Source organism: Bacillus sp. WC2503 (assembly GCF_052682895.1).
Window position 1 is genome coordinate 4,790,001 of the sequence record NZ_JBQYMD010000001.1, and the last position, 19,559, is coordinate 4,809,559.

A 19,559-nucleotide genomic window follows, 5' to 3' on the forward strand; every position below is an offset into this window, starting at 1 on the left:
AAGTCGGGCTTAGTGATCCGGTGGTTCCGCATGGAAGGGCCATCGCTCAACGGATAAAAGCTACCCCGGGGATAACAGGCTTATCTCCCCCAAGAGTCCACATCGACGGGGAGGTTTGGCACCTCGATGTCGGCTCATCGCATCCTGGGGCTGTAGTCGGTCCCAAGGGTTGGGCTGTTCGCCCATTAAAGCGGTACGCGAGCTGGGTTCAGAACGTCGTGAGACAGTTCGGTCCCTATCCGTCGTGGGCGTAGGAAATTTGAGAGGAGCTGTCCTTAGTACGAGAGGACCGGGATGGACGCACCGCTGGTGTACCAGTTGTTCTGCCAAGGGCATAGCTGGGTAGCTATGTGCGGAAGGGATAAGTGCTGAAAGCATCTAAGCATGAAGCCCCCCTCAAGATGAGATTTCCCATAGCGTAAGCTAGTAAGATCCCTGAAAGATGATCAGGTTGATAGGTTCGAGGTGGAAGCATGGTGACATGTGGAGCTGACGAATACTAATAGATCGAGGACTTAACCATATAATATGTAGCAAATGTTATCTAGTTTTGAAGGAATATATATTTAAAATTCCTTTTGACATTCTGAAAAGAATGTGTATAATGATAAAAGTCTGGTAATGATGGCAGAGAGGTCACACCCGTTCCCATACCGAACACGGAAGTTAAGCTCTCTAGCGCCGATGGTAGTTGGGACCTTGTCCCTGTGAGAGTAGGACGTTGCCAGGCTTGTATTATTCCGCAGTAGCTCAGCGGTAGAGCTATCGGCTGTTAACCGATCGGTCGTAGGTTCGATTCCTACCTGCGGAGCCATTATGCTTCCATAGCTCAGCTGGTAGAGTACTTCCATGGTAAGGAAGAGGTCACCGGTTCAACCCCGGTTGGAAGCTTGGAAAAAGTTTTTAAATTTTTGGCCCGTTGGTCAAGTGGTTAAGACACCGCCCTTTCACGGCGGTAACACGGGTTCGAATCCCGTACGGGTCACCACTTTTGGAGGATTAGCTCAGCTGGGAGAGCACCTGCCTTACAAGCAGGGGGTCGGCGGTTCGATCCCGTCATCCTCCACCATATATGTTTAAATGTCGGAGGGGTAGCGAAGTGGCTAAACGCGGCGGACTGTAAATCCGCTCCTTCGGGTTCGGCAGTTCGAATCTGCCCCCCTCCACCATTTTCTTTAAAATAACCTGAGAGGGTTTATTTTTTTGAGAAGATAAGCATACTAGTAAATATTAATGGGCTATAGCCAAGCGGTAAGGCAACGGACTTTGACTCCGTCATGCGCTGGTTCGAATCCAGCTAGCCCAGCCATTTACGAGCCATTAGCTCAGTTGGTAGAGCATCTGACTTTTAATCAGAGGGTCGAAGGTTCGAATCCTTCATGGCTCACCATTTTCGCGGAAGTAGTTCAGTGGTAGAATACAACCTTGCCAAGGTTGGGGTCGCGGGTTCGAATCCCGTCTTCCGCTTTATTACTACGGGGCCTTAGCTCAGCTGGGAGAGCGCCTGCCTTGCACGCAGGAGGTCAGCGGTTCGATCCCGCTAGGCTCCATATAAATAGAGAAAGTGTACATCATATGATGTACGCTTTTTTTGTGTTTAAAAAGACAACTTTCATATTTGTCGTTTAAAATGAAGAAAACGTAAAAATAAAGGATGGGGGATAATTGTGAAAGTTGTCATTGCATCTGATTCATACAAAGAAAGTCTAAAGGCTATAGAAGTATGTGAAGCTATTGAAAGAGGTTTTGGAGCAATTTTTCCTAAAGCAGAGTATGTAAAAATACCAATTGGAGATGGTGGGGAAGGAACTGTTGATTCACTTGTTGATGCCACAGGAGGAAGCGTTGTATCACTTTATGTGACAGGACCGCTTAGAGAAGGCGTACAAGCTTTTTATGGCATTTCTACAGATAAAAAGACAGCGTTTATTGAAATGGCATCGGCATCTGGACTACAACACGTACCGGTTGAAAAGCGAAATCCATTCATTACAACGTCAAAAGGGACAGGAGAGCTTATATTACATGCGCTAGACCAAGGAGTTAAGCATATTATTTTGGGGCTTGGAGGAAGCGCTACAAATGATGGTGGAGCAGGTATGTTATCGGCTTTAGGAGTAAGGTTTATAGATGAAAAGGGTGAAGCAATAGATCCATCTGGAGGAACATTACATTCGATTGTCACGATTGATTTTTCACGAATGGATTCACGCCTAAAGGAGATAACGATAGAAGCGGCGTGTGATGTAAATAATCCATTAGTCGGAATGAGAGGGGCATCTTTCGTGTTTGGTGCTCAAAAGGGTGGGGATGTAGAGATGCTGAAAAGGCTAGATGAGAATTTAAAGCATTATGCGACTATTCTTAAACGATATGTATCTTTGGATGTATCTGAAATACCTGGTGCAGGAGCGGCAGGAGGTATGGGAGCAGCTGTTATTGCAGTGTTAAAGGGGAGCTTACGAAAGGGTATTGAAATTGTATTGGATCATACAAATTTTGATAAGCATATAGAAGATGCGGATTTAATTATAACTGGTGAAGGTAGAATAGATGAACAAACAGCATATGGAAAGGCTCCTGTTGGTGTCGCGGGGCGAGCGAAACGTCTTCATATTCCTGTGATTGCTATAGGAGGATCGGTATCTCCAAATTATCCAGTTGTTTACGAAAAGGGAATCGATGCAGTATTTAGTATTACGCCTTTTCCAATGGCACTAGACGAGGCATATAAGATGGCAAAAGAGAATATTGAAATGACAGCAAGAAATATTGCAGCAGTATGGAAAATTGCATCGAAAAAACACTTCTAAATGTAGAAGTGTTTTTTATTATTATCTAATAATAATGATAGCAGTTGTTTCATTAAGTTAACTTTATACATAAAATGGTCTTAAGATTTGGATTTCAACATAAATATAAGTGAATAAATTGTATATCCATACAGAAAAATGTCGAGTTGAGTCAGAGTATATAAAAGATTTAAAATATTTAGTGAAGGCATAAAAGGGGGATACTATCTATGAAAAAAGAAATCTCAGTTATTGGAGTTCCAATGGATTTAGGACAGATGCGTCGTGGAGTTGATATGGGCCCGAGCGCGATCCGTTATGCAGGGGTAATTGAAAGAATTGAAGAAATTGGATATAACATTAAAGATATGGGAGATATATGTATAGAGAGAGAAAAAGAAGTTGATGAAAATACAAAATTAAGAAACCTTACACAAGTTGCGACTGTATGTAATGAATTGGCAAGTAAGGTGGATCATATTATAGAAGAAGGTCGTTTTCCACTTGTATTAGGTGGTGACCATAGTATCGCAATTGGTACACTAGCTGGTGTGGCAAAACATTATAAAAATTTAGGTGTTATTTGGTATGATGCACATGGAGATTTAAATACGGAGGAAACTTCACCATCTGGTAATATTCATGGAATGTCACTTGCAGCAAGTTTAGGCTATGGACATCCCACGCTTGTAGACTTATACGGGGCATATCCAAAGGTGAAAAAAGAGAACGTTGTAATTATCGGTGCACGTGCATTGGATGAAGGAGAAAAAGACTTTATTCGCAATGAAGGTATTAAAGTATTCTCAATGCATGAAATTGATCGTATGGGTATGACGGCTGTTATGGAAGAAACAATTGCTTATTTATCTCATACTGATGGTGTACATCTATCATTAGATTTAGATGGTCTTGATCCTCATGATGCACCGGGAGTTGGAACGCCTGTAATTGGTGGTCTATCGTATCGTGAAAGTCATTTAGCGATGGAAATGTTAGCGGAAGCTGATATTGTTACATCTGCTGAGTTTGTTGAAGTAAATACGATTTTAGATGAGAGAAATAGAACGGCAACAACCGCGGTTGCTTTAATGGGTTCTTTATTCGGTGAAAAACTAAAATAAATGTAAGAAAAGCAACTGAGAAGTTGCTTTTTTTATTTGAAAATAGACGTATAATAATGATTTATATTATACTGTACGATAAGATTGTTTGACATCTTACCAATTTGATTTAAAGGGGGTTGTTTGTAATTGTCGTTTGTTTCATGTATGGTATAATTAACTAGTTGTTGGAAATACATACAGATAGAGCATAAAACAATATTTCAATATATGGATAGAATTGCTCGTAAGTAGGAGGAAGGGTTAGCATGCCTTTTGAAGATACGACCATTTTGAAATATCTTAGTACGGTATTAGATATTGCCGTTGTATGGTTTATTATATATAAGCTAATTCTTATAATCCGAGGGACAAAAGCTGTTCAACTTTTAAAGGGGATTACAGTTATTATTGTCGTTCGGATGATTAGTATTTTCCTTGAATTGCATACGCTTTATTGGCTAACGGAACAAGTATTAACGTGGGGATTTTTAGCCGTTATTATTATCTTCCAGCCAGAATTGCGAAGAGCACTTGAGCAGCTAGGACGCGGAAGTTTATTTTCGCGTGTTGGAACTCAGGAGGATGATGAACCTGAAATTGTTGCAACATCGATAGCAAAAGCAACGGAATATATGGGAAAACGTAGAATTGGTGCATTAATTACGTTGTCAAAAGAGACCGGAATGGGTGATTATGTGGAAACGGGTATTCCGTTAAATGCAAATGTATCATCGGAGTTACTCATTAATATTTTCATTCCAAATACGCCTCTTCACGACGGAGCCGTAATTATGCAAGGAAGTACAATTAAAGCAGCGGCTTGTTATCTTCCATTATCAGAAAGCCCCTTTATTTCTAAAGAGTTAGGAACAAGGCATCGTGCTGCAATGGGAGTTAGTGAAGTCACTGATAGTATTACAGTAGTTGTATCTGAAGAAACAGGCCAAATTTCTTTAACGAAAAATGGTAAGTTGCATCGTGATTTGAAGACAGAACAACTGAAGGATATGTTATTAGCAGAATTTAGTGGGAACGAAAAAACGACTTCTTCGTCTTTATGGAATTGGAGGAGAAAGCGTCATGGATAAGTTAATGGAGAATCATTGGTTTTTAAAAGGAATCTCATTACTATTGGCGTGTATGCTTTTTATGTCCGCAACTTTAACTGAAAAGAATACGACATCGGGTATATTACCTTTCGCAAATGATACGAAAGAAACATTAACTAATCATGCTATTAACCTTAAGTATGATGAAGATAAATATATTGTAAGTGGTATTCCGGCAGAGGGCGTTAAGGTGAAGTTAGAAGGCCCAAAAGCAGCAGTTGCTACAGCAAAAGCAAAAAAACAATTTGATATAACGGTTGATTTGCGAGATAGTCCAAAAGGGACTTATGAAGTTTCTTTGAAAACGAACGGGCTTCCAGATGATGTGAAGGGAACAGTTCAGCCATCAACAATTAAAGTTACTCTTCATGAAAAAGCGAGAAAATATGTTCATGTAGACTTAAAGTTATCAAATGAGGATCAGATGCCAGCGGGTGCTACTCTCGAAAAATCAAACATTAAACCTGATACTGTTGAGGTAGTTGGGACGAAAGAAGAAATCGAAAGTATTTCATCTGCTAAGGCGTATATTGATTTAAAAGGTGTTAATAAAACTGTTACAAAAACAGCTGAAGTTACATTATACAATAAAGAAGGAAAACGTTTAAATGTAAGAACAAGTCCATCTAAAATTAGTGTAACGTTGAATGTGGCGACGCAAGCTACGGCCAATAATACGGAAAAAACTGTTCCTGTAACGTATACGAAAAAGGGGAGTTTACCAGAAGGATTGGCCGTTACAAATATTAGCGTTGAACCGAGAGAAGTAACGATAGCGGGTCCAAAAGATATTTTGGATAATATACAATCGATAGAGGGGGTCGAAGTAGATCTTAGTCAATTGACTGAGTCTACAACATTCGATACCTCTGTTTTATTGCCAAAGGGTGTAACGAGTTCTAAACCAAATCAAGTGAGGGTTTCCGTAGGGGTACAAAAAGTAAAACAAACAAAAACTAGAACAATTGAAGGTGTCTCGATTCAAAAAAATGGAGTTTCTAAAGATGTCACTGCTCAGCTACTTTCGCCACAGGATGGAAAGATAAGCGTTGATATTTCAGGAGAAGCAAGTATAGTAGATAAAATAACAGCTGCTCAAATAACAGCGGTAATTAATTTGCAAAATGTATCGCCAGGGACGAAGGATGTTTCGATTCAAGTGAGCGGTCCTGGTAATATTTCAATAGAGCCAAAACAAAAAAGTGCTAAAGTTACTATTGTGAAGAAAGAAAAGCCAGATCAAGAAGTACAGGGTAATGGTGAACAACCAGATTCAAATAATAATCAAGATAATCAAACTGAAAAACCAAAAGATCCTGAAACTAATCCAGAAAAAGACCAGGACAAAGAAAAAGACAAAGATAAAGATAAAGAACTTAGTCAAGAACCAACGGTAGATAATCAAAAAGAGCAAGAAAAAGGAGCGAATCATAATGGGTAAATATTTTGGTACAGATGGAGTACGTGGAGTTGCGAATGAGGAATTAACACCTGAATTAGCTTTCAAAATTGGACGTTTTGGTGGTTATGTATTAACAAAAGATACAGATCGTCCAAAAGTAATTATCGGTCGTGATACACGTGTATCTGGTCATATGTTAGAAGGAGCTTTAGTAGCAGGTCTATTATCAACTGGAGCAGAAGTAATGCGCCTTGGTGTTATTTCTACACCGGGTGTTGCTTATTTAACAAAGGCGTTAGGCGCACAAGCGGGTGTGATGATTTCTGCATCTCATAATCCGGTACAAGATAACGGAATTAAATTCTTCGGTTCAGACGGTTTTAAATTAACAGATGAGCAAGAAGCAGAAATCGAAGCTTTATTAGACAAAGAAGTTGATGAATTGCCACGTCCAACAGGTACTAACCTTGGACAAGTGAGCGATTACTTTGAAGGTGGACAAAAATATTTACAATACATTAAACAAACTGTAGAAGAAGATTTCTCTGGTTTACATATCGCTTTAGATTGTGCACATGGTGCAACGTCTTCTTTAGCGCCGTACTTATTTGCGGATTTAGAAGCTGATATTTCAACAATGGGAACTTCACCGAATGGTATGAATATTAATGCTGGAGTAGGTTCTACGCATCCTGAAGGCCTAGCAGAATTAGTGAAAGAAAAAGGTGCTGATATCGGTCTTGCTTTTGATGGTGATGGTGACCGTTTAATCGCTGTAGATGAAAAAGGAAACATCGTTGATGGCGATCAAATTATGTTTATTTGTGCGAAGTACATGAAAGAAACTGGCCAACTAAAGCACAATACAGTTGTTTCAACTGTTATGAGTAACTTAGGTTTCTACAAAGCACTTGAAGCAAACAATATTACAAGTGACAAAACTGCAGTTGGTGATCGCTACGTAATGGAAGAAATGAAACGCGGTGGTTACAACTTAGGCGGAGAACAATCAGGTCACATTATCTTACTTGATTACATTACAACTGGTGATGGAATGTTAAGTGCACTTCAACTTGTAAACATCATGAAAATGACGAAAAAGCCATTATCTGAGCTTGCAGGAGAAATGACGAAATTCCCACAATTACTAGTAAATGTTCGTGTAACAGATAAAAAATTAGCATTAGAAAATGAAAAAATTAAAGAAATTATTCGTGTTGTAGAAGAAGAAATGAACGGTGATGGCCGCATTCTTGTGCGTCCATCTGGAACAGAACCGCTTATTCGTGTAATGGCAGAAGCACCGACACAAGAAGTTTGTAATGCATATGTACATCGTATTGTAGAAGTTGTTAAAGCTGAAGTTGGCGCTTAATAATTTGTTGAATTTATTTTAAAAGGAGCACAAGAAGTGCTCCTTTTTCATATGTTTTAAAGACGATGAAAAAAATTTCATTGACGGTTTATAATGTTTGTTATAAGATTGTCTTGTTCTTTTTCTCAAAGTAAATGTTGTAAATTATAAAAGCGCCAGAACTACAAGTAGTGTAGTTGACGAGGTGGAGTTTTATCGAGATTTCGGCGGATGACTCCCGGTTGTTCATCATAACCGCAAGCTTTTACTTAAATCATTAAGGTGACTTAATGGACAAAGGTGAAAGTGTGATGAGAGAAAAGGAACGGATGAAAACTAGCTGTATAAGTATATACGGACTTAAACCCAATCGAGAGGAAGGTGAAAGCCGTTACAAGCTTACAGGGCTAGCAATATGTAATCCGTTTTTTAGTATAAATAAAAATGGTATCGGACTATGTCGTTACATGTTCGCAAAGCAGTGTAAGCATTTGTAACGGCGACTAAACATGTGTGGAATCGTAGGATTTATTGGAGAACAAGATGCAAAGGAAATTTTATTAAAAGGTTTAGAAAAACTAGAATATCGTGGATATGATTCAGCAGGTATTGCAGTACAAGCAGAGAACGGTGTTGTTGTGTACAAAGAAAAAGGCCGTATTGCAAAACTTCGCGAAATCGTAGATGAGAACGTAGCAGCAAGCGTAGGTATCGGACATACACGCTGGGCTACACACGGTGTTCCAAGTAAGGTAAACGCGCATCCGCATCAAAGTACATCAAAGCGCTTTACACTAGTTCATAACGGTGTAATTGAAAACTATGAATTAGTGAAAAAGGAATATTTACAAGATGTAACGTTCGTAAGTGAAACAGATACAGAAATTATCGTACAGCTTATGGAACAACAAGTGAGCACAGGATTAAGTGTAGAAGAAGCGTTCCGTAATACGCTATCTCTTTTACATGGCTCTTATGCAATCGGATTACTTGATGCTGAAAATCCAAACATGATTTATGTTGCTAAAAACAAAAGCCCGCTATTAGTAGGTGTTGGTGACAACTTTAATGTTGTGGCGAGCGACGCTATGGCGATGTTACAAGTTACAGATCAATTTATTGAGTTAATGGATAAAGAAATCGTAATCGTAACGAAAGAAAGCATTACAATTAAAAACTTACAAGGTGAAACGATTGAACGTGCACCGTTTACAGCGGAATTAGATGCAAGTGACATTGAAAAGGGAACATATCCTCATTTCATGCTTAAAGAAATTGATGAGCAACCACTTGTAATCCGTAATATTATTCAAAAGTATCAAGATGAAAATGGCGAAATTGAATTAGATCAAGATATCCGCAACGCGATTTTAGATAGCGATCGTATTTACATCATTGCATGTGGAACGAGTTATCATGCAGGTCTTGTTGGAAAACAATTTATCGAGAAGTTTGCAAAAACACCAGTTGAAGTACACGTAGCAAGTGAATTCTCTTACAACATGCCATTATTAACAGAAAGACCATTCTTCATTTACATTTCACAAAGTGGTGAAACAGCTGATAGCCGTGCAGTACTTGTGCAAACAAATGAAATGGGTCATAAAGCATTAACAATTACAAACGTACCTGGTTCTACGCTTTCTCGTGAAGCTGACTATACACTTCCACTATACGCTGGACCAGAAATTGCGGTTGCATCAACGAAAGCTTACACAGCACAACTTGCAGTACTTTCAATCTTAGCGGCTGACATTGCTAAAGCAAAAGGTGAAGTTCTTGATTTCGACTTAACACACGAACTAGGAATTGTAGCAAATGCAATGATAGAACTTTGTGATCAAAAAGAAGAAATGGACGCATTAGCAAAACAATTTTTAGCAACAACGCGTAACTGTTTCTTCATCGGACGTAGCGTAGACTTCTACGTAGGATTAGAAGGTGCGTTAAAACTAAAAGAAATCTCTTACATCCAAGCAGAAGGATTTGCTGGAGGAGAATTAAAACACGGTACAATCGCTTTAATCGAAAATGGTACACCAGTTATCGCACTTGCTACACAAGAGCACGTAAACCTTGGAATTCGCGGTAACGTGAAAGAAGTAGTAGCACGCGGAGCTAACCCATGTATCATCTCAATGAAAGGCTTAGAAATGGAAGGAGACAGCTTCGTATTACCAGCTGTACACGAAGCACTAGCACCGCTAGTAGCAGTTATTCCATTACAACTTATCTCATACTACGCAGCACTTCACCGCGAGTGTGACGTTGATAAGCCACGTAACTTAGCTAAATCTGTTACGGTTGAGTAGAAGGTTGGTAGATTTGAAATAAATTTGTGAAGCCTCACCCCTTTGGATATTTTTATCTAAAGGGGTGTTTTTGTGTCCAAAAGAAAGAGAACATTTAAAATCGATAAGTGGATTAAAGAGGAGCGAGGAACTAGCAGTGGGAATGGACAGAAGCCCTACTGATTAAAGGTTCACTTTATCGGATTTGGAACGAAATCACTTTTGTTTATCTGAATTTTCTAGTAATATTTTAAGTATTCATGAACAGTTTTCTTTATTACTACAAGAAAAGACGATTGTTATTGCTGAAGAGCTTGGAATGAAACACCTAGCTGATCCAATTGAACGGGAATCTTGGGAGTATAGATGCATTAATTGACTAGACATGACGAGGGGTGTTTATTAATGAAAGTGAAAGAAAAAACATATTTAAGTATAGAAGAGATTATTTCATTACCGGCCTTATCAAGTACAAATATAAGTGATGATGGCAAAAATGTAGCGTTTGTTAAAAAGACAGCTAACTGGAAAGACAATACATATAGAAACCATGTATGGATATATGAAAAGGAAAAGGGGAAGAGTTACCCATTAACAATTGGAGATATAGATAGTACACATCCATTATGGTCTCCAGATTCTAAGGGTATCGCATATCTTAGCCCTGTTGGAGATGGGAAAAATCAGATCTTTTTTAAGTCACTAGACGGCTATAGTGAGGTTCAAATTACTGATGAGAAAGAAGGAGTCAGTAATTTCAAATGGGAGCCTACTGGTAAAGGTTTTTATTATATTGCACAGTCAAAAGAATGTGAGGAGATAAAGAAACGTAAGGAACGATATGGAGATTTCCATCATGTAGGTAAGGAACATCAGAATAATTGTTTATACTACATTGAAATAGAAAAAGTGAAACAAAATGATAAACAGGAACGGAAGGTTAGCGGTGTTTATCAACTAACGGACGGTAAGGATTTTTATATACATAACTTTGATATTTCAAATAATGGGAAAAAGGTTGTATGTATGGCTACACCAAGCCTAAACGATTATATGAATGGTGATATATATATATTAGATGTTGAAGCTGGGGAACTACAAAAGATGAATATAGATACGTTGTTAGGAGCGAGCATCTGCTTTTCTCCTGAGGGCGATAAAATATGTTACTCAGCAAGCATAAGAGAGAAGGATTACTATAGAAATCATATACAAGATAATACATTAGAGATATATGATATGAATACTGGAGAGGTAATTCAGCCTCTAACAAATTTTGATAGTACGGTTACGCCATTACAGTGGACAGCTAAAGGAATTTTAATTAGATGGCAGGATAAAACGAATTATCGTATTGGATTACTAGCTGAAGATGGCACTGTGGAAGCATTAAGCGACAAGGTAGATGGCTTTATAATGGATGCCTCTATAACAAAGGATGGAAATCATATAACCTATAATAAGGCTATAACAAATGAAACCTTTGAAATCTATTTGGATGATAAAAGAATAACGGATGAAAATAGCTTTTTCGAAGACAAGCTTAAAAGTAATAGGGAAATCATCTCATGGAAAAGTAGAGATGGCCTTGAAATTGAGGGTGTGTTATCAACCCCAGCAGAGTTTGACTCAAATAAAAAATATCCTTTATTAGTAGTAATTCATGGTGGTCCGGCTTGGGCATCCTTTCCGATATTTTCAGACAGCTTCAATGAGAAATATCCGATTGAACAGTTTATCGAAAAAGGCTTTATCGTTTTAGAGCCAAACTACAGAGGAAGTTCAGGTTATGGTAATGAATTCTTAAAAGCAAACTACAGAAAACAGGGAATCGCTGACTATGATGATGTTATATCAGGGGTGGATAAACTAGTTGATCAAGGGATTGTAGATAAAGATACAGTAGGAGTTATGGGATGGAGTAACGGAGGATATATATCAGCTTTCTGTTCTACATTTAGTAGTAGATTTAAAGCTATTTCAGTTGGGGGCGGAATTACGAACTGGAGTACCCATTATGTAAATACAGATATCCCTTACTTTATTAGAATGTATTTAGGAAATACTCCATGGAATGATCCGGGGATCTATACGAAGACATCACCAATGACATATATTAAATCAGCTTGTACGCCTACCTTAATTCAACATGGGGAAAAGGATGCAAGAATTCCAACTACAAATGCATATGAGCTATATGAAGGATTAAGAGATATGGAAGTTGATACAGAATTAATTATATTTAAAGGAATGGCATATAGTTCTGATCAGCCAGGAATGAGAGTAGCTATTATGAAGCAGAACTTGATGTGGTTTTCACATTATATTCTTGGAGAAAGTATGGAGGGCTTTCGTACTATATAATGGATATTCGTACAGGGATTTTTCGTTGTACAATCGGGTCATATTGTTGAAAAAGAGATACAACAAATTATATAATTTGTTGTAAACTGCATGCAAACCATTATGATTATAAGGAAATGTAATTCGGAGGACTAATATGACAGAAAATAAAAATGTGTTACCAGTAGAACAGCGTGAACAATTATTCAAAGTATTGAAAGCTCGTTTTGAGAAGAATATGAATCGTCATGAAGGTCTTGAATGGGCTAAAGTTGAAGCGAAGCTGGATGTTAATGCTGAGAAATTATGGTCACTTAATGAAATGGAAGTAACTGGCGGTGAGCCGGATGTTGTTGGTTATGATAAAGAGAAGGACGAGTATACTTTCTATGATTGTTCAAAGGAGAGTCCTAAAGGCCGCAGAAGTCTTTGTTATGATCTTGAAGCGTTAGAGTCAAGAAAAAAACATAAACCAGAAAATAATGTCATTGATGTGGCAACTGCTATGGGCATTGAATTATTAACTGAAGAACAATATCGAGATTTGCAACAAATTGGGGATTTCGATATGAAATCATCAAGCTGGGTACAAACGCCTTCAGATATTCGCGAACTCGGTGGCGCTCTATTTTGCGATTATCGCTTTGGACACGTTTTTGTGTACCACAATGGAGCAGATTCCTATTATGCTGCTAGAGGGTTTCGCGGTTCGTTAAGAGTTTAAATTTGGAGTAAGTAAGAAAAGAGCCTATACTTAGGCTCTTTTCTTACTTATATTTTAAAAGTAAACTGTTACTACGCAGTTTTACTTAATTTATATGTTTCGTGGTTGTTTTTCCGGAAAAGTTTAGGGAAAACATAACCGTCTAATCCAATACGTCCAGCATTATGACCTGCAATTAAAATGAACATAGTTAAAACAAGCATGTTTGGGTTTACACTAACAGTTCCACTTAATAAGAATGAAAGATTCATTATGATTCCAAAGAATGCAGCAGTTTTTGTTAATCCACCTAAAATTAAACCTAAACCTACTAAGATTTCCCCCCATTGTACGAAAAAGCTAAATAAGTCTGCGTGCGGAAGAACAAAGTTTTGAAGGAAATCCGCCCACCAGCCTTGTACTGCGGGGTGATCGCCTGATGCTTGGGCGATGGCGCCTTTGAGGAAACCGCTGGCATCAAAAGATTGTCCTAAAACTTTCCCTATTCCAGCAGTAATCCAAGAATATCCTATGTAAAGACGTAAAAGTAATAATATGAAAGTAGCACGTTTATCAGTTCTTAAAAAATTGATAACCATTGAAATCCCTCCAATATTGTATTTACATGTTTATTATATATTCATTGTGAATAAATTCACAATGGAGGAAATGTGAACGAATATATGTTGTGAGTAATTGTTTTATTTTTTGTAACATTTCATCTTTTTTGATAGACTAATAATAGAGATATATCAAAAGGAGGCAAAGACTAGATATGTGGATGAACTTGTAATGATTAGCAATTGGATAGATTATTTTTCTCTCATAAGTGAGGGTTTATTTAGCTATCTGTAAATCATTCAAGGACTGCATATTTGGCGTAGTCATTCCTTCGGTAAGGATAGGCCTATTATGTATCTATCTTTTTTGTGGGGAAATTTATATCTCTCATATAAAATATGCGTCCTTTAAAATTGGAGGAGTATATGATGAATCAATTAAAAAATAAAGTAGCAGTTGTTACAGGTGTAAGTCGTCTAGACGGTATAGGAGCAGCTATTTGCACAGAGTTAGCAGAGGCTGGATACGATATATTTTTTACGTATTGGACAGCTTACGATAAAGAGATGCCTTGGGGCGTTGAGCAAAATGAACAAATACAATTAAAAGAAGAGCTAATACAAAAAGGTGTTAAAGTATCGAGCATGGAGTTAGATTTAACTCAAAATGATGCACCGAAAGAGCTTATAAATAGGGTTACTGAACAACTAGGCTACCCTCATATATTAATTAATAATGCAGCATATTCTACGAATAATGATTTCTCTAATTTGTCTGCTGAAGAGCTGGATAAGCATTACATGGTAAATGTTCGTGCGACTACATTGTTAAGTAGTCAATTTGCCCGAGGATTTGATAAGAAATTTGGTGGTAGAATTGTGAATATGACTTCGGGGCAATTTCAAGGGCCTATGGCAGGAGAACTGGCGTATGCAACAACGAAAGGAGCTATTGATGCTCTTACCAGTACGTTGTCAGCAGAAGTAGCCCATTTAGGAATAACAGTGAATGCAATTAACCCAGATCCAACTAGTACAGGATGGATGACTGAAGAGATAAAGCAAGGATTAAAGCCGATGTTTCCTCTGGGCAGAATTGGTGAGCCAAAGGATGCAGCTAGACTCATAAAGTTTTTAGTAAGTGAAGAAGCAGAGTGGATTACGGGACAAGTGATTCATTCGGAAGGTGGATTTAAAAGGTAAAAAGAAGGCATCTCCTTTCGGTGAGATGCCTTCTTTCTAATCTTTCTTCAATCTTCGTGCAACACCATTCCCTAAAGATTGTAATCCTTGAACGAGGATAATTAAAATAAAGACGGTTGCATACATTACTTCAGGTTCATAGCGTAAATGTCCGAAGCGATATGCCAAGTCCCCTAGCCCGCCAGCCCCTACAAGACCAGCCATCGCTGTTGCGCCAATTAAGCCGATTGTTGCGATCGTTAATCCGAGCACAAGAGATGGGCGTGCTTCTTTAACCATGACGTGCCAAATGATTTTTATAGTAGAGACTCCCATTGCTTGGTAAGCTTCAATAACACCACGATCCACTTCTAGTAAAGCTGTCTCCATTAAGCGTGCAATATAAGGAGCTGTGAAGACGACAAGTGGTACGATAACACCTTGCACGCCAATGGATGTTCCCATTAGGAACTTCGTAAAAGGTAAAATGAAGAATAATAGAATGATAAATGGAAGAGAGCGAATGACATTAATAACTGTATTAAGAATAGGATAGATAAGTTTATTTTCTCGCTGTCCACCGGGTCTCGTCAAAACAAGTGTAACGCCGAGCGGTAATGCGATAAGGATAGAGATAAGTAATGAAATAGATGTCATTTGAAATGTTTGAATTGTTGCTTCCCATATGACTTCACCCCATTCATCCAAAAAGGACTTGTTTTCCATAGTCTGTTTTCCCTCCCTCTACGATGATACCTCTCTCTTGTAAGAATGCTAAAGCACGGTTTACTTCATTTTTTTCACCTTGCATATGAACGACAAGTTTCCCATATGCCTCATGTTTTAGCTGCGTAATATTACCGGATAAAATATTTGGATATACTTGGAAACGTTTTGTGGCGAAAGCTAGTGCTGGTTCTCCTGAAGAACTTCCTATAAAAGAAAGTGTTACAATTTCACCAGTAGTTTGTAGTTCTTTTTGTACTTCTTCTGGAATTTTAGCTGCAAATGCGCTATTTACAAACTTCTTCGTTGTTACATGTTGTGGATTTGTAAAAATGTCTTTCGCAGTCCCACTTTCGACTACAGATCCATGCTCCATAACGGCAACCTGGTCACAAATACGCTGGATGACATTCATTTCATGTGTAATGAGTAAAATCGTGATGCCAATTTCTTCATTAATTTTTAGTAATAAATCAAGAATAGAATCAGTTGTTTCTGGATCTAATGCGCTCGTTGCTTCATCACTTAATAAAACCTCTGGTTCATGTGATAGTGAACGAGCGATGGCAACACGTTGTTTCTGGCCGCCAGAAAGTTCGCTTGGATAAGCATCTTTACGGTTAAAAAGATCCACGATGCGTAAATATTTTTCTACTCTTTTTTCAATTTCCGCTTTTGGAATGCCAGCAAGGCGTAACGGCAATGCGATATTTTCATAAACGGTAACAGTTTTAAGTAAATTGAATCCTTGAAAAATCATTCCGATTTTTTGCCTCGCTTTTGCTAGTTCTTTTGTTGATAAAGTGGTTAAGTCTTGGTTGTTTACGATGATGTTTCCTGTCGTTGGTTTTTCTAATAAATTTACACAGCGAATTAATGTGCTTTTACCAGCGCCGCTATACCCAATGATTCCAAATACCTCGCCTTTTTCTACTTTAAGGGAAGTAGACTTAAGAGCCTCAACAGTCCCTTTTTTTGTTGTAAATACTTTGGAGACGTTTTTTAATTCAATCATTATCGTCAGCTCCTACCAAGATGGTAAAACTGAACCATCAAATTTTTTCTCGATAAATTCTTTTACTTCTTTAGATTGATAAGCTTTCTTTAATTTACTTACAACAGCATCATCTTTATTTTCAGTACGAACAACGACCCAGTTCACGTATGGTGAATCTTTTCCTTCGCGGAAAATGGAATCTTTCGCTGGATTTAGTTTTGCACCTAATGCAAAGTTTGTGTTAATTGCAGCTGCTTTCACTTCACTTAATTGCGTTGGTAATTGAGAAGCTTCTAATTCAACAATCTTTAAATTTTTCGGGTTTTCAATTACATCCTTTGCAGTCGCTTTTTCTGTAGCCTTTGGATCAACTTTTAAAACCCCTGCTTTTTCAAATAATTTTAAAGCTCGAAGTTCATTCGTTGGGTCATTTGGTACAGCGATTGCATCGCCCTCTTTTAATTCTTTTACATCTTTTAAGCTTTTAGAATATACGCCCATTGGGAATGTTACTGTTGAAAATACTTCAGTTAATTTCATATTGCGTTCGGCTTTAAATACATCTAAATATGATTTCGTTTGATAGCTATTTACATCAAGACTTTTTTCATCTAACGAAACGTTTGGTGCTACGTAATCATTAAATATTTTTATATCAATGTCGAGACCGTCTTTTGCCGCAACTTCTTTAATCTTCTCAAAAATTTGTTCATGTGGTCCACCTGTTACACCGACAGTAATCTTTTTCTCGTCTAATATTTTTACATCTTTATCTGAATTTGCGCCACATGCGCCTAATAATAGTACTGCTCCGCTTACAATGCTCAATAATACTTTCTTCATCTATAATTCCCCCTTAATATACGTTCCAAAATAAAAAGCACCTCTCAAAATAAGAGAGGTGCCGAATAGACGAAATAGGTTCCTCTCTTATCTTCCAAAACGAAAACTCGTTTTGCAGGAATTAGCACCTTAGCTTATACGTTATAAGCTCGGTTGCCGGGCATCATCGGGCCAGTCCCTCCGCCACTCTTGATAAGAGTATGTATATGTAGTTTTTAAATATGGTACTAATAGTAAATCTAACAAAAGGAATTGTCAACTTTATTTTCTGAATATATTTTATTTTAAGGTAATCGAAACGTTTCCTTTCTTATGGCCCATTTCTACATACGTATGGGCTTCTGCAACTTCTTCTAATCGGTAAGTTCTATCAATAACAGGTTTTAGCTTTTCTGTTTCAACTAGTTGTTTTAGTAGGTTCATATCTTCTTTACTGACCTTTGCCATCATTCCGTTAACAGATACATATTTTCCATTAGGCATTAATGCGTCTGTACAAAGAGACTTTTTATATTTTCCAACTGCATCAAATATAATATCGTAGTTCTCGCCCTGTTTAGTAAAATCTTCTTTCATATAATCAATTACTTTATCAGTCCCTAAAGATTGCACTAGTTCAAAATTTGAATTACTACAAACAGCTGTAACGGTCGCGCCGAAATATTTAGCAAGTTGTACAGCAGCTGTTCCTACTGATCCAGAGGCGCCGTATATGAGCACTTGTTGCCCTTTTTTTATACGGCCCTTCCTCAGAAAATGCAATGCTGAAGTTCCGCCAAAAGGAATAACGGCAGCTTCTTCATATGTCACATTGGTAGGTTTTAATGCTATTAATCCACTTTCATGCACGCATGTGTATTCGGCATAACCACCAAGGTTTAGTTCTGTTAATGCAAAAACTGGGTCTCCTTTTTTAAATTGAGTTACATCTGTTCCAATTTCTTCGATTTCACCGGATAACTCTACGCCGAGTATAGGTTTTCTCGGTTTTCTAAAACCTAATATGATCCGCATAGGAACCCAAAATAAGAGGGGACTATTAAAGCCACGTATTCTACAATCTCCAGTCGATACACTTGTTGCGCGAATTTTAACTAATACTTCGTTCTTTTTAGGTTTAGGTTTTTCTACATTTTGAAGCTGGAGAACGTTTGGTGGTCCATATTGTGTACAAATAATCGCCTTCATAATAACCTCCTGAAATGAGTTGTTATTATTTACATCATATTTAAGATCTTCATTAAACATGTCTCTATATAGAGAATATAGATTAAAAATTATATAGATTTCATAGGAAAAGAGGTGATATTATTTTGGGAAAGGGGGCGACATTATGAAAAAAATTATTTTTGTTTCAAGTTTAGTACTTGCAATCAGTCTAGGGGTAGGGTGTAGTAATGAGAAAACAGCAAAGACGGATGAGCCGAAAAAAGAATCAGTTCAAAAAGAAAAGGAATTAGCAGCGAAGGATGTTTTCAAGAAAACGAACGAAGCTTTTAAAAATGAAGAGCATGTAACGATGACATATGGTGTAGGCGTAAAAGCTGAGGGAACAGAGATGGACATATTAAAGGCTAAGATGCAATTAGAGCCAAAGACAAAGAATTCTCGTTCTGAAATGAATATTTCCGGTACAGATGTTGTAGTGTATACTGTGGATGGTAAAGTTGCTGGTGAGGTAAAAAACCCTAATACAGGAGAAGTTATAACCGTACCAGAGGAGCAATTAAACGCTGGTGGAATGAAAGCGACTCAAGATATTATAGATAAGTTAGAAGTACCGGAAGTAGTTTTAGATAAAATGAAGATGGAGAAAAGCGGAGATAAATATAAACTGAAATTTACATTAAAAGGGCAAGAAACAGAAAGTATGTTAACTAGCATGGATGAAACGCAGAAGAAAATGTTACAAGCACAAAATGCGAAGATAGAAGAAGTGGATGCAGAATATATCATTACAAAAGATTTTAAATATGAATCAGCAAAGATAGACATGATTATGAGTAGTAATGGCAAGGATAAAGCACACATTATTACGAACGCAAAATATACGTCGTACGAAAAGTTTGACCCAATAAAATTGCCAGCAGCAAAGTAACAGTTTTGATGAGGGGGACCTAAAATAAGGACCCTCTTTTTTGTATACTTTCT

The 19,559-nt window shown here is 37.7% G+C and carries 17 protein-coding genes, 9 tRNA genes, 2 rRNA genes and 1 riboswitch (1 of these 29 only partly in view); of the genes, 23 read left to right on the plus strand and 5 right to left on the minus strand.

All coding sequences use genetic code 11. The features are described 5' to 3' along the window. The 21 genes from ACUN26_RS24775 to ACUN26_RS24875 all read left to right on the plus strand — a co-directional run. Positions 1-523, plus strand: a 23S ribosomal RNA gene (locus tag ACUN26_RS24775); it begins 2,399 nt to the left of the window's first position. A 91-nt stretch (positions 524-614) separates the two neighbouring features. Then, positions 615-730: ribosomal RNA gene (gene rrf, locus ACUN26_RS24780) — 5S ribosomal RNA — on the plus strand. A 9-nt stretch (positions 731-739) separates the two neighbouring features. Then, positions 740-814 (plus strand) — tRNA-Asn (locus ACUN26_RS24785). A 4-nt stretch (positions 815-818) separates the two neighbouring features. After that, positions 819-891 (plus strand) — tRNA-Thr (locus ACUN26_RS24790). Between the two features lie 22 nt (positions 892-913). Continuing rightward, a tRNA-Glu gene (locus ACUN26_RS24795) sits at positions 914-988 on the plus strand. A 5-nt stretch (positions 989-993) separates the two neighbouring features. Next, positions 994-1,069 (plus strand) — tRNA-Val (locus tag ACUN26_RS24800). A gap of 16 nt (positions 1,070-1,085) precedes the next feature. Next, positions 1,086-1,169, plus strand: a tRNA-Tyr gene (locus ACUN26_RS24805). A 65-nt stretch (positions 1,170-1,234) separates the two neighbouring features. Continuing rightward, positions 1,235-1,309 (plus strand) — tRNA-Gln (locus tag ACUN26_RS24810). A gap of 5 nt (positions 1,310-1,314) precedes the next feature. Beyond that, a tRNA-Lys gene (locus ACUN26_RS24815) sits at positions 1,315-1,390 on the plus strand. 5 nt (positions 1,391-1,395) lie between these two features. Further along, positions 1,396-1,467, plus strand: a tRNA-Gly gene (locus ACUN26_RS24820). Between the two features lie 10 nt (positions 1,468-1,477). Further along, positions 1,478-1,550: transfer RNA gene (locus ACUN26_RS24825), tRNA-Ala, on the plus strand. 117 nt (positions 1,551-1,667) lie between these two features. Further along, entirely contained in the window at positions 1,668-2,813 is a 1,146-nt protein-coding gene (locus tag ACUN26_RS24830) for a glycerate kinase (RefSeq protein ID WP_000869568.1), read from the plus strand. A gap of 209 nt (positions 2,814-3,022) precedes the next feature. After that, on the plus strand, positions 3,023-3,916 hold the full coding sequence (gene rocF, locus ACUN26_RS24835) for an arginase (RefSeq protein ID WP_000711576.1): 894 nt from the start codon (positions 3,023-3,025) through the stop codon (positions 3,914-3,916). A gap of 248 nt (positions 3,917-4,164) precedes the next feature. Beyond that, complete coding sequence (cdaA, locus tag ACUN26_RS24840) at positions 4,165-4,986, plus strand: diadenylate cyclase CdaA (protein ID WP_001115710.1); 822 nt, start codon at positions 4,165-4,167, stop codon at positions 4,984-4,986. Next, positions 4,979-6,448, plus strand: coding sequence for a CdaR family protein (locus ACUN26_RS24845; RefSeq protein WP_000359589.1), 1,470 nt, complete (start codon positions 4,979-4,981; stop codon positions 6,446-6,448). Before cdaA ends, ACUN26_RS24845 begins: the two co-directional genes overlap by 8 nt. Next, on the plus strand, positions 6,441-7,784 hold the full coding sequence (gene glmM, locus ACUN26_RS24850; RefSeq protein ID WP_000521472.1) for a phosphoglucosamine mutase: 1,344 nt from the start codon (positions 6,441-6,443) through the stop codon (positions 7,782-7,784). Before ACUN26_RS24845 ends, glmM begins: the two co-directional genes overlap by 8 nt. Positions 7,785-8,074: 290 nt before the next feature. Further along, the gene (locus ACUN26_RS24855) at positions 8,075-8,260 is read left to right on the plus strand and encodes a hypothetical protein (protein WP_033657406.1); all 186 of its coding nucleotides are present in this window, start codon (positions 8,075-8,077) and stop codon (positions 8,258-8,260) included. 12 nt (positions 8,261-8,272) lie between these two features. Continuing rightward, the gene (gene glmS / locus ACUN26_RS24860) at positions 8,273-10,075 is read left to right on the plus strand and encodes a glutamine--fructose-6-phosphate transaminase (isomerizing) (RefSeq protein ID WP_000334150.1); all 1,803 of its coding nucleotides are present in this window, start codon (positions 8,273-8,275) and stop codon (positions 10,073-10,075) included. A gap of 184 nt (positions 10,076-10,259) precedes the next feature. Further along, complete coding sequence (locus ACUN26_RS24865) at positions 10,260-10,433, plus strand: hypothetical protein (RefSeq protein ID WP_002037801.1); 174 nt, start codon at positions 10,260-10,262, stop codon at positions 10,431-10,433. A gap of 26 nt (positions 10,434-10,459) precedes the next feature. Then, complete coding sequence (locus tag ACUN26_RS24870; RefSeq protein ID WP_000864980.1) at positions 10,460-12,418, plus strand: S9 family peptidase; 1,959 nt, start codon at positions 10,460-10,462, stop codon at positions 12,416-12,418. Between the two features lie 136 nt (positions 12,419-12,554). Then, positions 12,555-13,121, plus strand: a complete 567-nt coding sequence (locus ACUN26_RS24875; RefSeq protein WP_000138398.1) for a DUF4256 domain-containing protein — start codon at positions 12,555-12,557, stop codon at positions 13,119-13,121. Between the two features lie 71 nt (positions 13,122-13,192). Here the strand turns inward: ACUN26_RS24875 and ACUN26_RS24880 are convergent, their stop codons facing one another. After that, positions 13,193-13,699: a DoxX family membrane protein gene (locus tag ACUN26_RS24880; protein ID WP_000236354.1), complete on the minus strand. Its 507-nt coding sequence runs from the start codon at positions 13,697-13,699 to the stop codon at positions 13,193-13,195. 387 nt (positions 13,700-14,086) lie between these two features. Here ACUN26_RS24880 and ACUN26_RS24885 point away from each other — a divergent pair, with 387 nt between their 5' ends. Continuing rightward, positions 14,087-14,863, plus strand: a complete 777-nt coding sequence (locus tag ACUN26_RS24885) for an SDR family oxidoreductase (RefSeq protein ID WP_002093853.1) — start codon at positions 14,087-14,089, stop codon at positions 14,861-14,863. 36 nt (positions 14,864-14,899) lie between these two features. Here the strand turns inward: ACUN26_RS24885 and ACUN26_RS24890 are convergent, their stop codons facing one another. From ACUN26_RS24890 to ACUN26_RS24905, 4 genes are all read right to left on the minus strand, one after another. Further along, positions 14,900-15,568, minus strand: coding sequence for a methionine ABC transporter permease (locus ACUN26_RS24890; RefSeq protein ID WP_000428866.1), 669 nt, complete (start codon positions 15,566-15,568; stop codon positions 14,900-14,902). Then, positions 15,543-16,583: a methionine ABC transporter ATP-binding protein gene (locus tag ACUN26_RS24895; RefSeq protein WP_000571367.1), complete on the minus strand. Its 1,041-nt coding sequence runs from the start codon at positions 16,581-16,583 to the stop codon at positions 15,543-15,545. Before ACUN26_RS24895 ends, ACUN26_RS24890 begins: the two co-directional genes overlap by 26 nt. 12 nt (positions 16,584-16,595) lie before the next feature. Then, entirely contained in the window at positions 16,596-17,408 is an 813-nt protein-coding gene (locus ACUN26_RS24900; RefSeq protein ID WP_000756963.1) for a MetQ/NlpA family ABC transporter substrate-binding protein, read from the minus strand. Positions 17,409-17,492: 84 nt separating this feature from the next. Continuing rightward, positions 17,493-17,607, minus strand: a riboswitch (SAM riboswitch). A gap of 80 nt (positions 17,608-17,687) precedes the next feature. Then, on the minus strand, positions 17,688-18,596 hold the full coding sequence (locus ACUN26_RS24905) for an NAD(P)-dependent alcohol dehydrogenase (RefSeq protein WP_000643901.1): 909 nt from the start codon (positions 18,594-18,596) through the stop codon (positions 17,688-17,690). A gap of 145 nt (positions 18,597-18,741) precedes the next feature. On the opposite strand from ACUN26_RS24905, the gene ACUN26_RS24910 reads away from it, so the two are divergent. Beyond that, positions 18,742-19,506 (plus strand): DUF6612 family protein, encoded by a 765-nt coding sequence (locus ACUN26_RS24910; protein ID WP_000720091.1) that lies wholly within the window; start codon positions 18,742-18,744, stop codon positions 19,504-19,506. Positions 19,507-19,559: the final 53 nt, after the last annotated feature.

Bases quoted from the DNA above. Each gene is read 5' to 3' on its own strand.
- ACUN26_RS24885 (WP_002093853.1), top strand. From the start codon at position 14,087: ATGATGAATCAATTAAAAAATAAAGTAGCAGTTGTTACAGGTGTAAGT.
- ACUN26_RS24880 (WP_000236354.1), bottom strand. From the start codon at position 13,699: ATGGTTATCAATTTTTTAAGAACTGATAAACGTGCTACTTTCATATTA.
- ACUN26_RS24845 (WP_000359589.1), top strand. From the start codon at position 4,979: ATGGATAAGTTAATGGAGAATCATTGGTTTTTAAAAGGAATCTCATTA.
- cdaA (WP_001115710.1), top strand. From the start codon at position 4,165: ATGCCTTTTGAAGATACGACCATTTTGAAATATCTTAGTACGGTATTA.
- ACUN26_RS24870 (WP_000864980.1), top strand. From the start codon at position 10,460: ATGAAAGTGAAAGAAAAAACATATTTAAGTATAGAAGAGATTATTTCA.
- rocF (WP_000711576.1), top strand. From the start codon at position 3,023: ATGAAAAAAGAAATCTCAGTTATTGGAGTTCCAATGGATTTAGGACAG.
- ACUN26_RS24890 (WP_000428866.1), bottom strand. From the start codon at position 15,568: ATGGAAAACAAGTCCTTTTTGGATGAATGGGGTGAAGTCATATGGGAA.
- ACUN26_RS24905 (WP_000643901.1), bottom strand. From the start codon at position 18,596: ATGAAGGCGATTATTTGTACACAATATGGACCACCAAACGTTCTCCAG.
- glmS (WP_000334150.1), top strand. From the start codon at position 8,273: ATGTGTGGAATCGTAGGATTTATTGGAGAACAAGATGCAAAGGAAATT.
- ACUN26_RS24895 (WP_000571367.1), bottom strand. From the start codon at position 16,583: ATGATTGAATTAAAAAACGTCTCCAAAGTATTTACAACAAAAAAAGGG.
- ACUN26_RS24855 (WP_033657406.1), top strand. From the start codon at position 8,075: ATGAGAGAAAAGGAACGGATGAAAACTAGCTGTATAAGTATATACGGA.
- ACUN26_RS24900 (WP_000756963.1), bottom strand. From the start codon at position 17,408: ATGAAGAAAGTATTATTGAGCATTGTAAGCGGAGCAGTACTATTATTA.
- glmM (WP_000521472.1), top strand. From the start codon at position 6,441: ATGGGTAAATATTTTGGTACAGATGGAGTACGTGGAGTTGCGAATGAG.
- ACUN26_RS24875 (WP_000138398.1), top strand. From the start codon at position 12,555: ATGACAGAAAATAAAAATGTGTTACCAGTAGAACAGCGTGAACAATTA.
- ACUN26_RS24910 (WP_000720091.1), top strand. From the start codon at position 18,742: ATGAAAAAAATTATTTTTGTTTCAAGTTTAGTACTTGCAATCAGTCTA.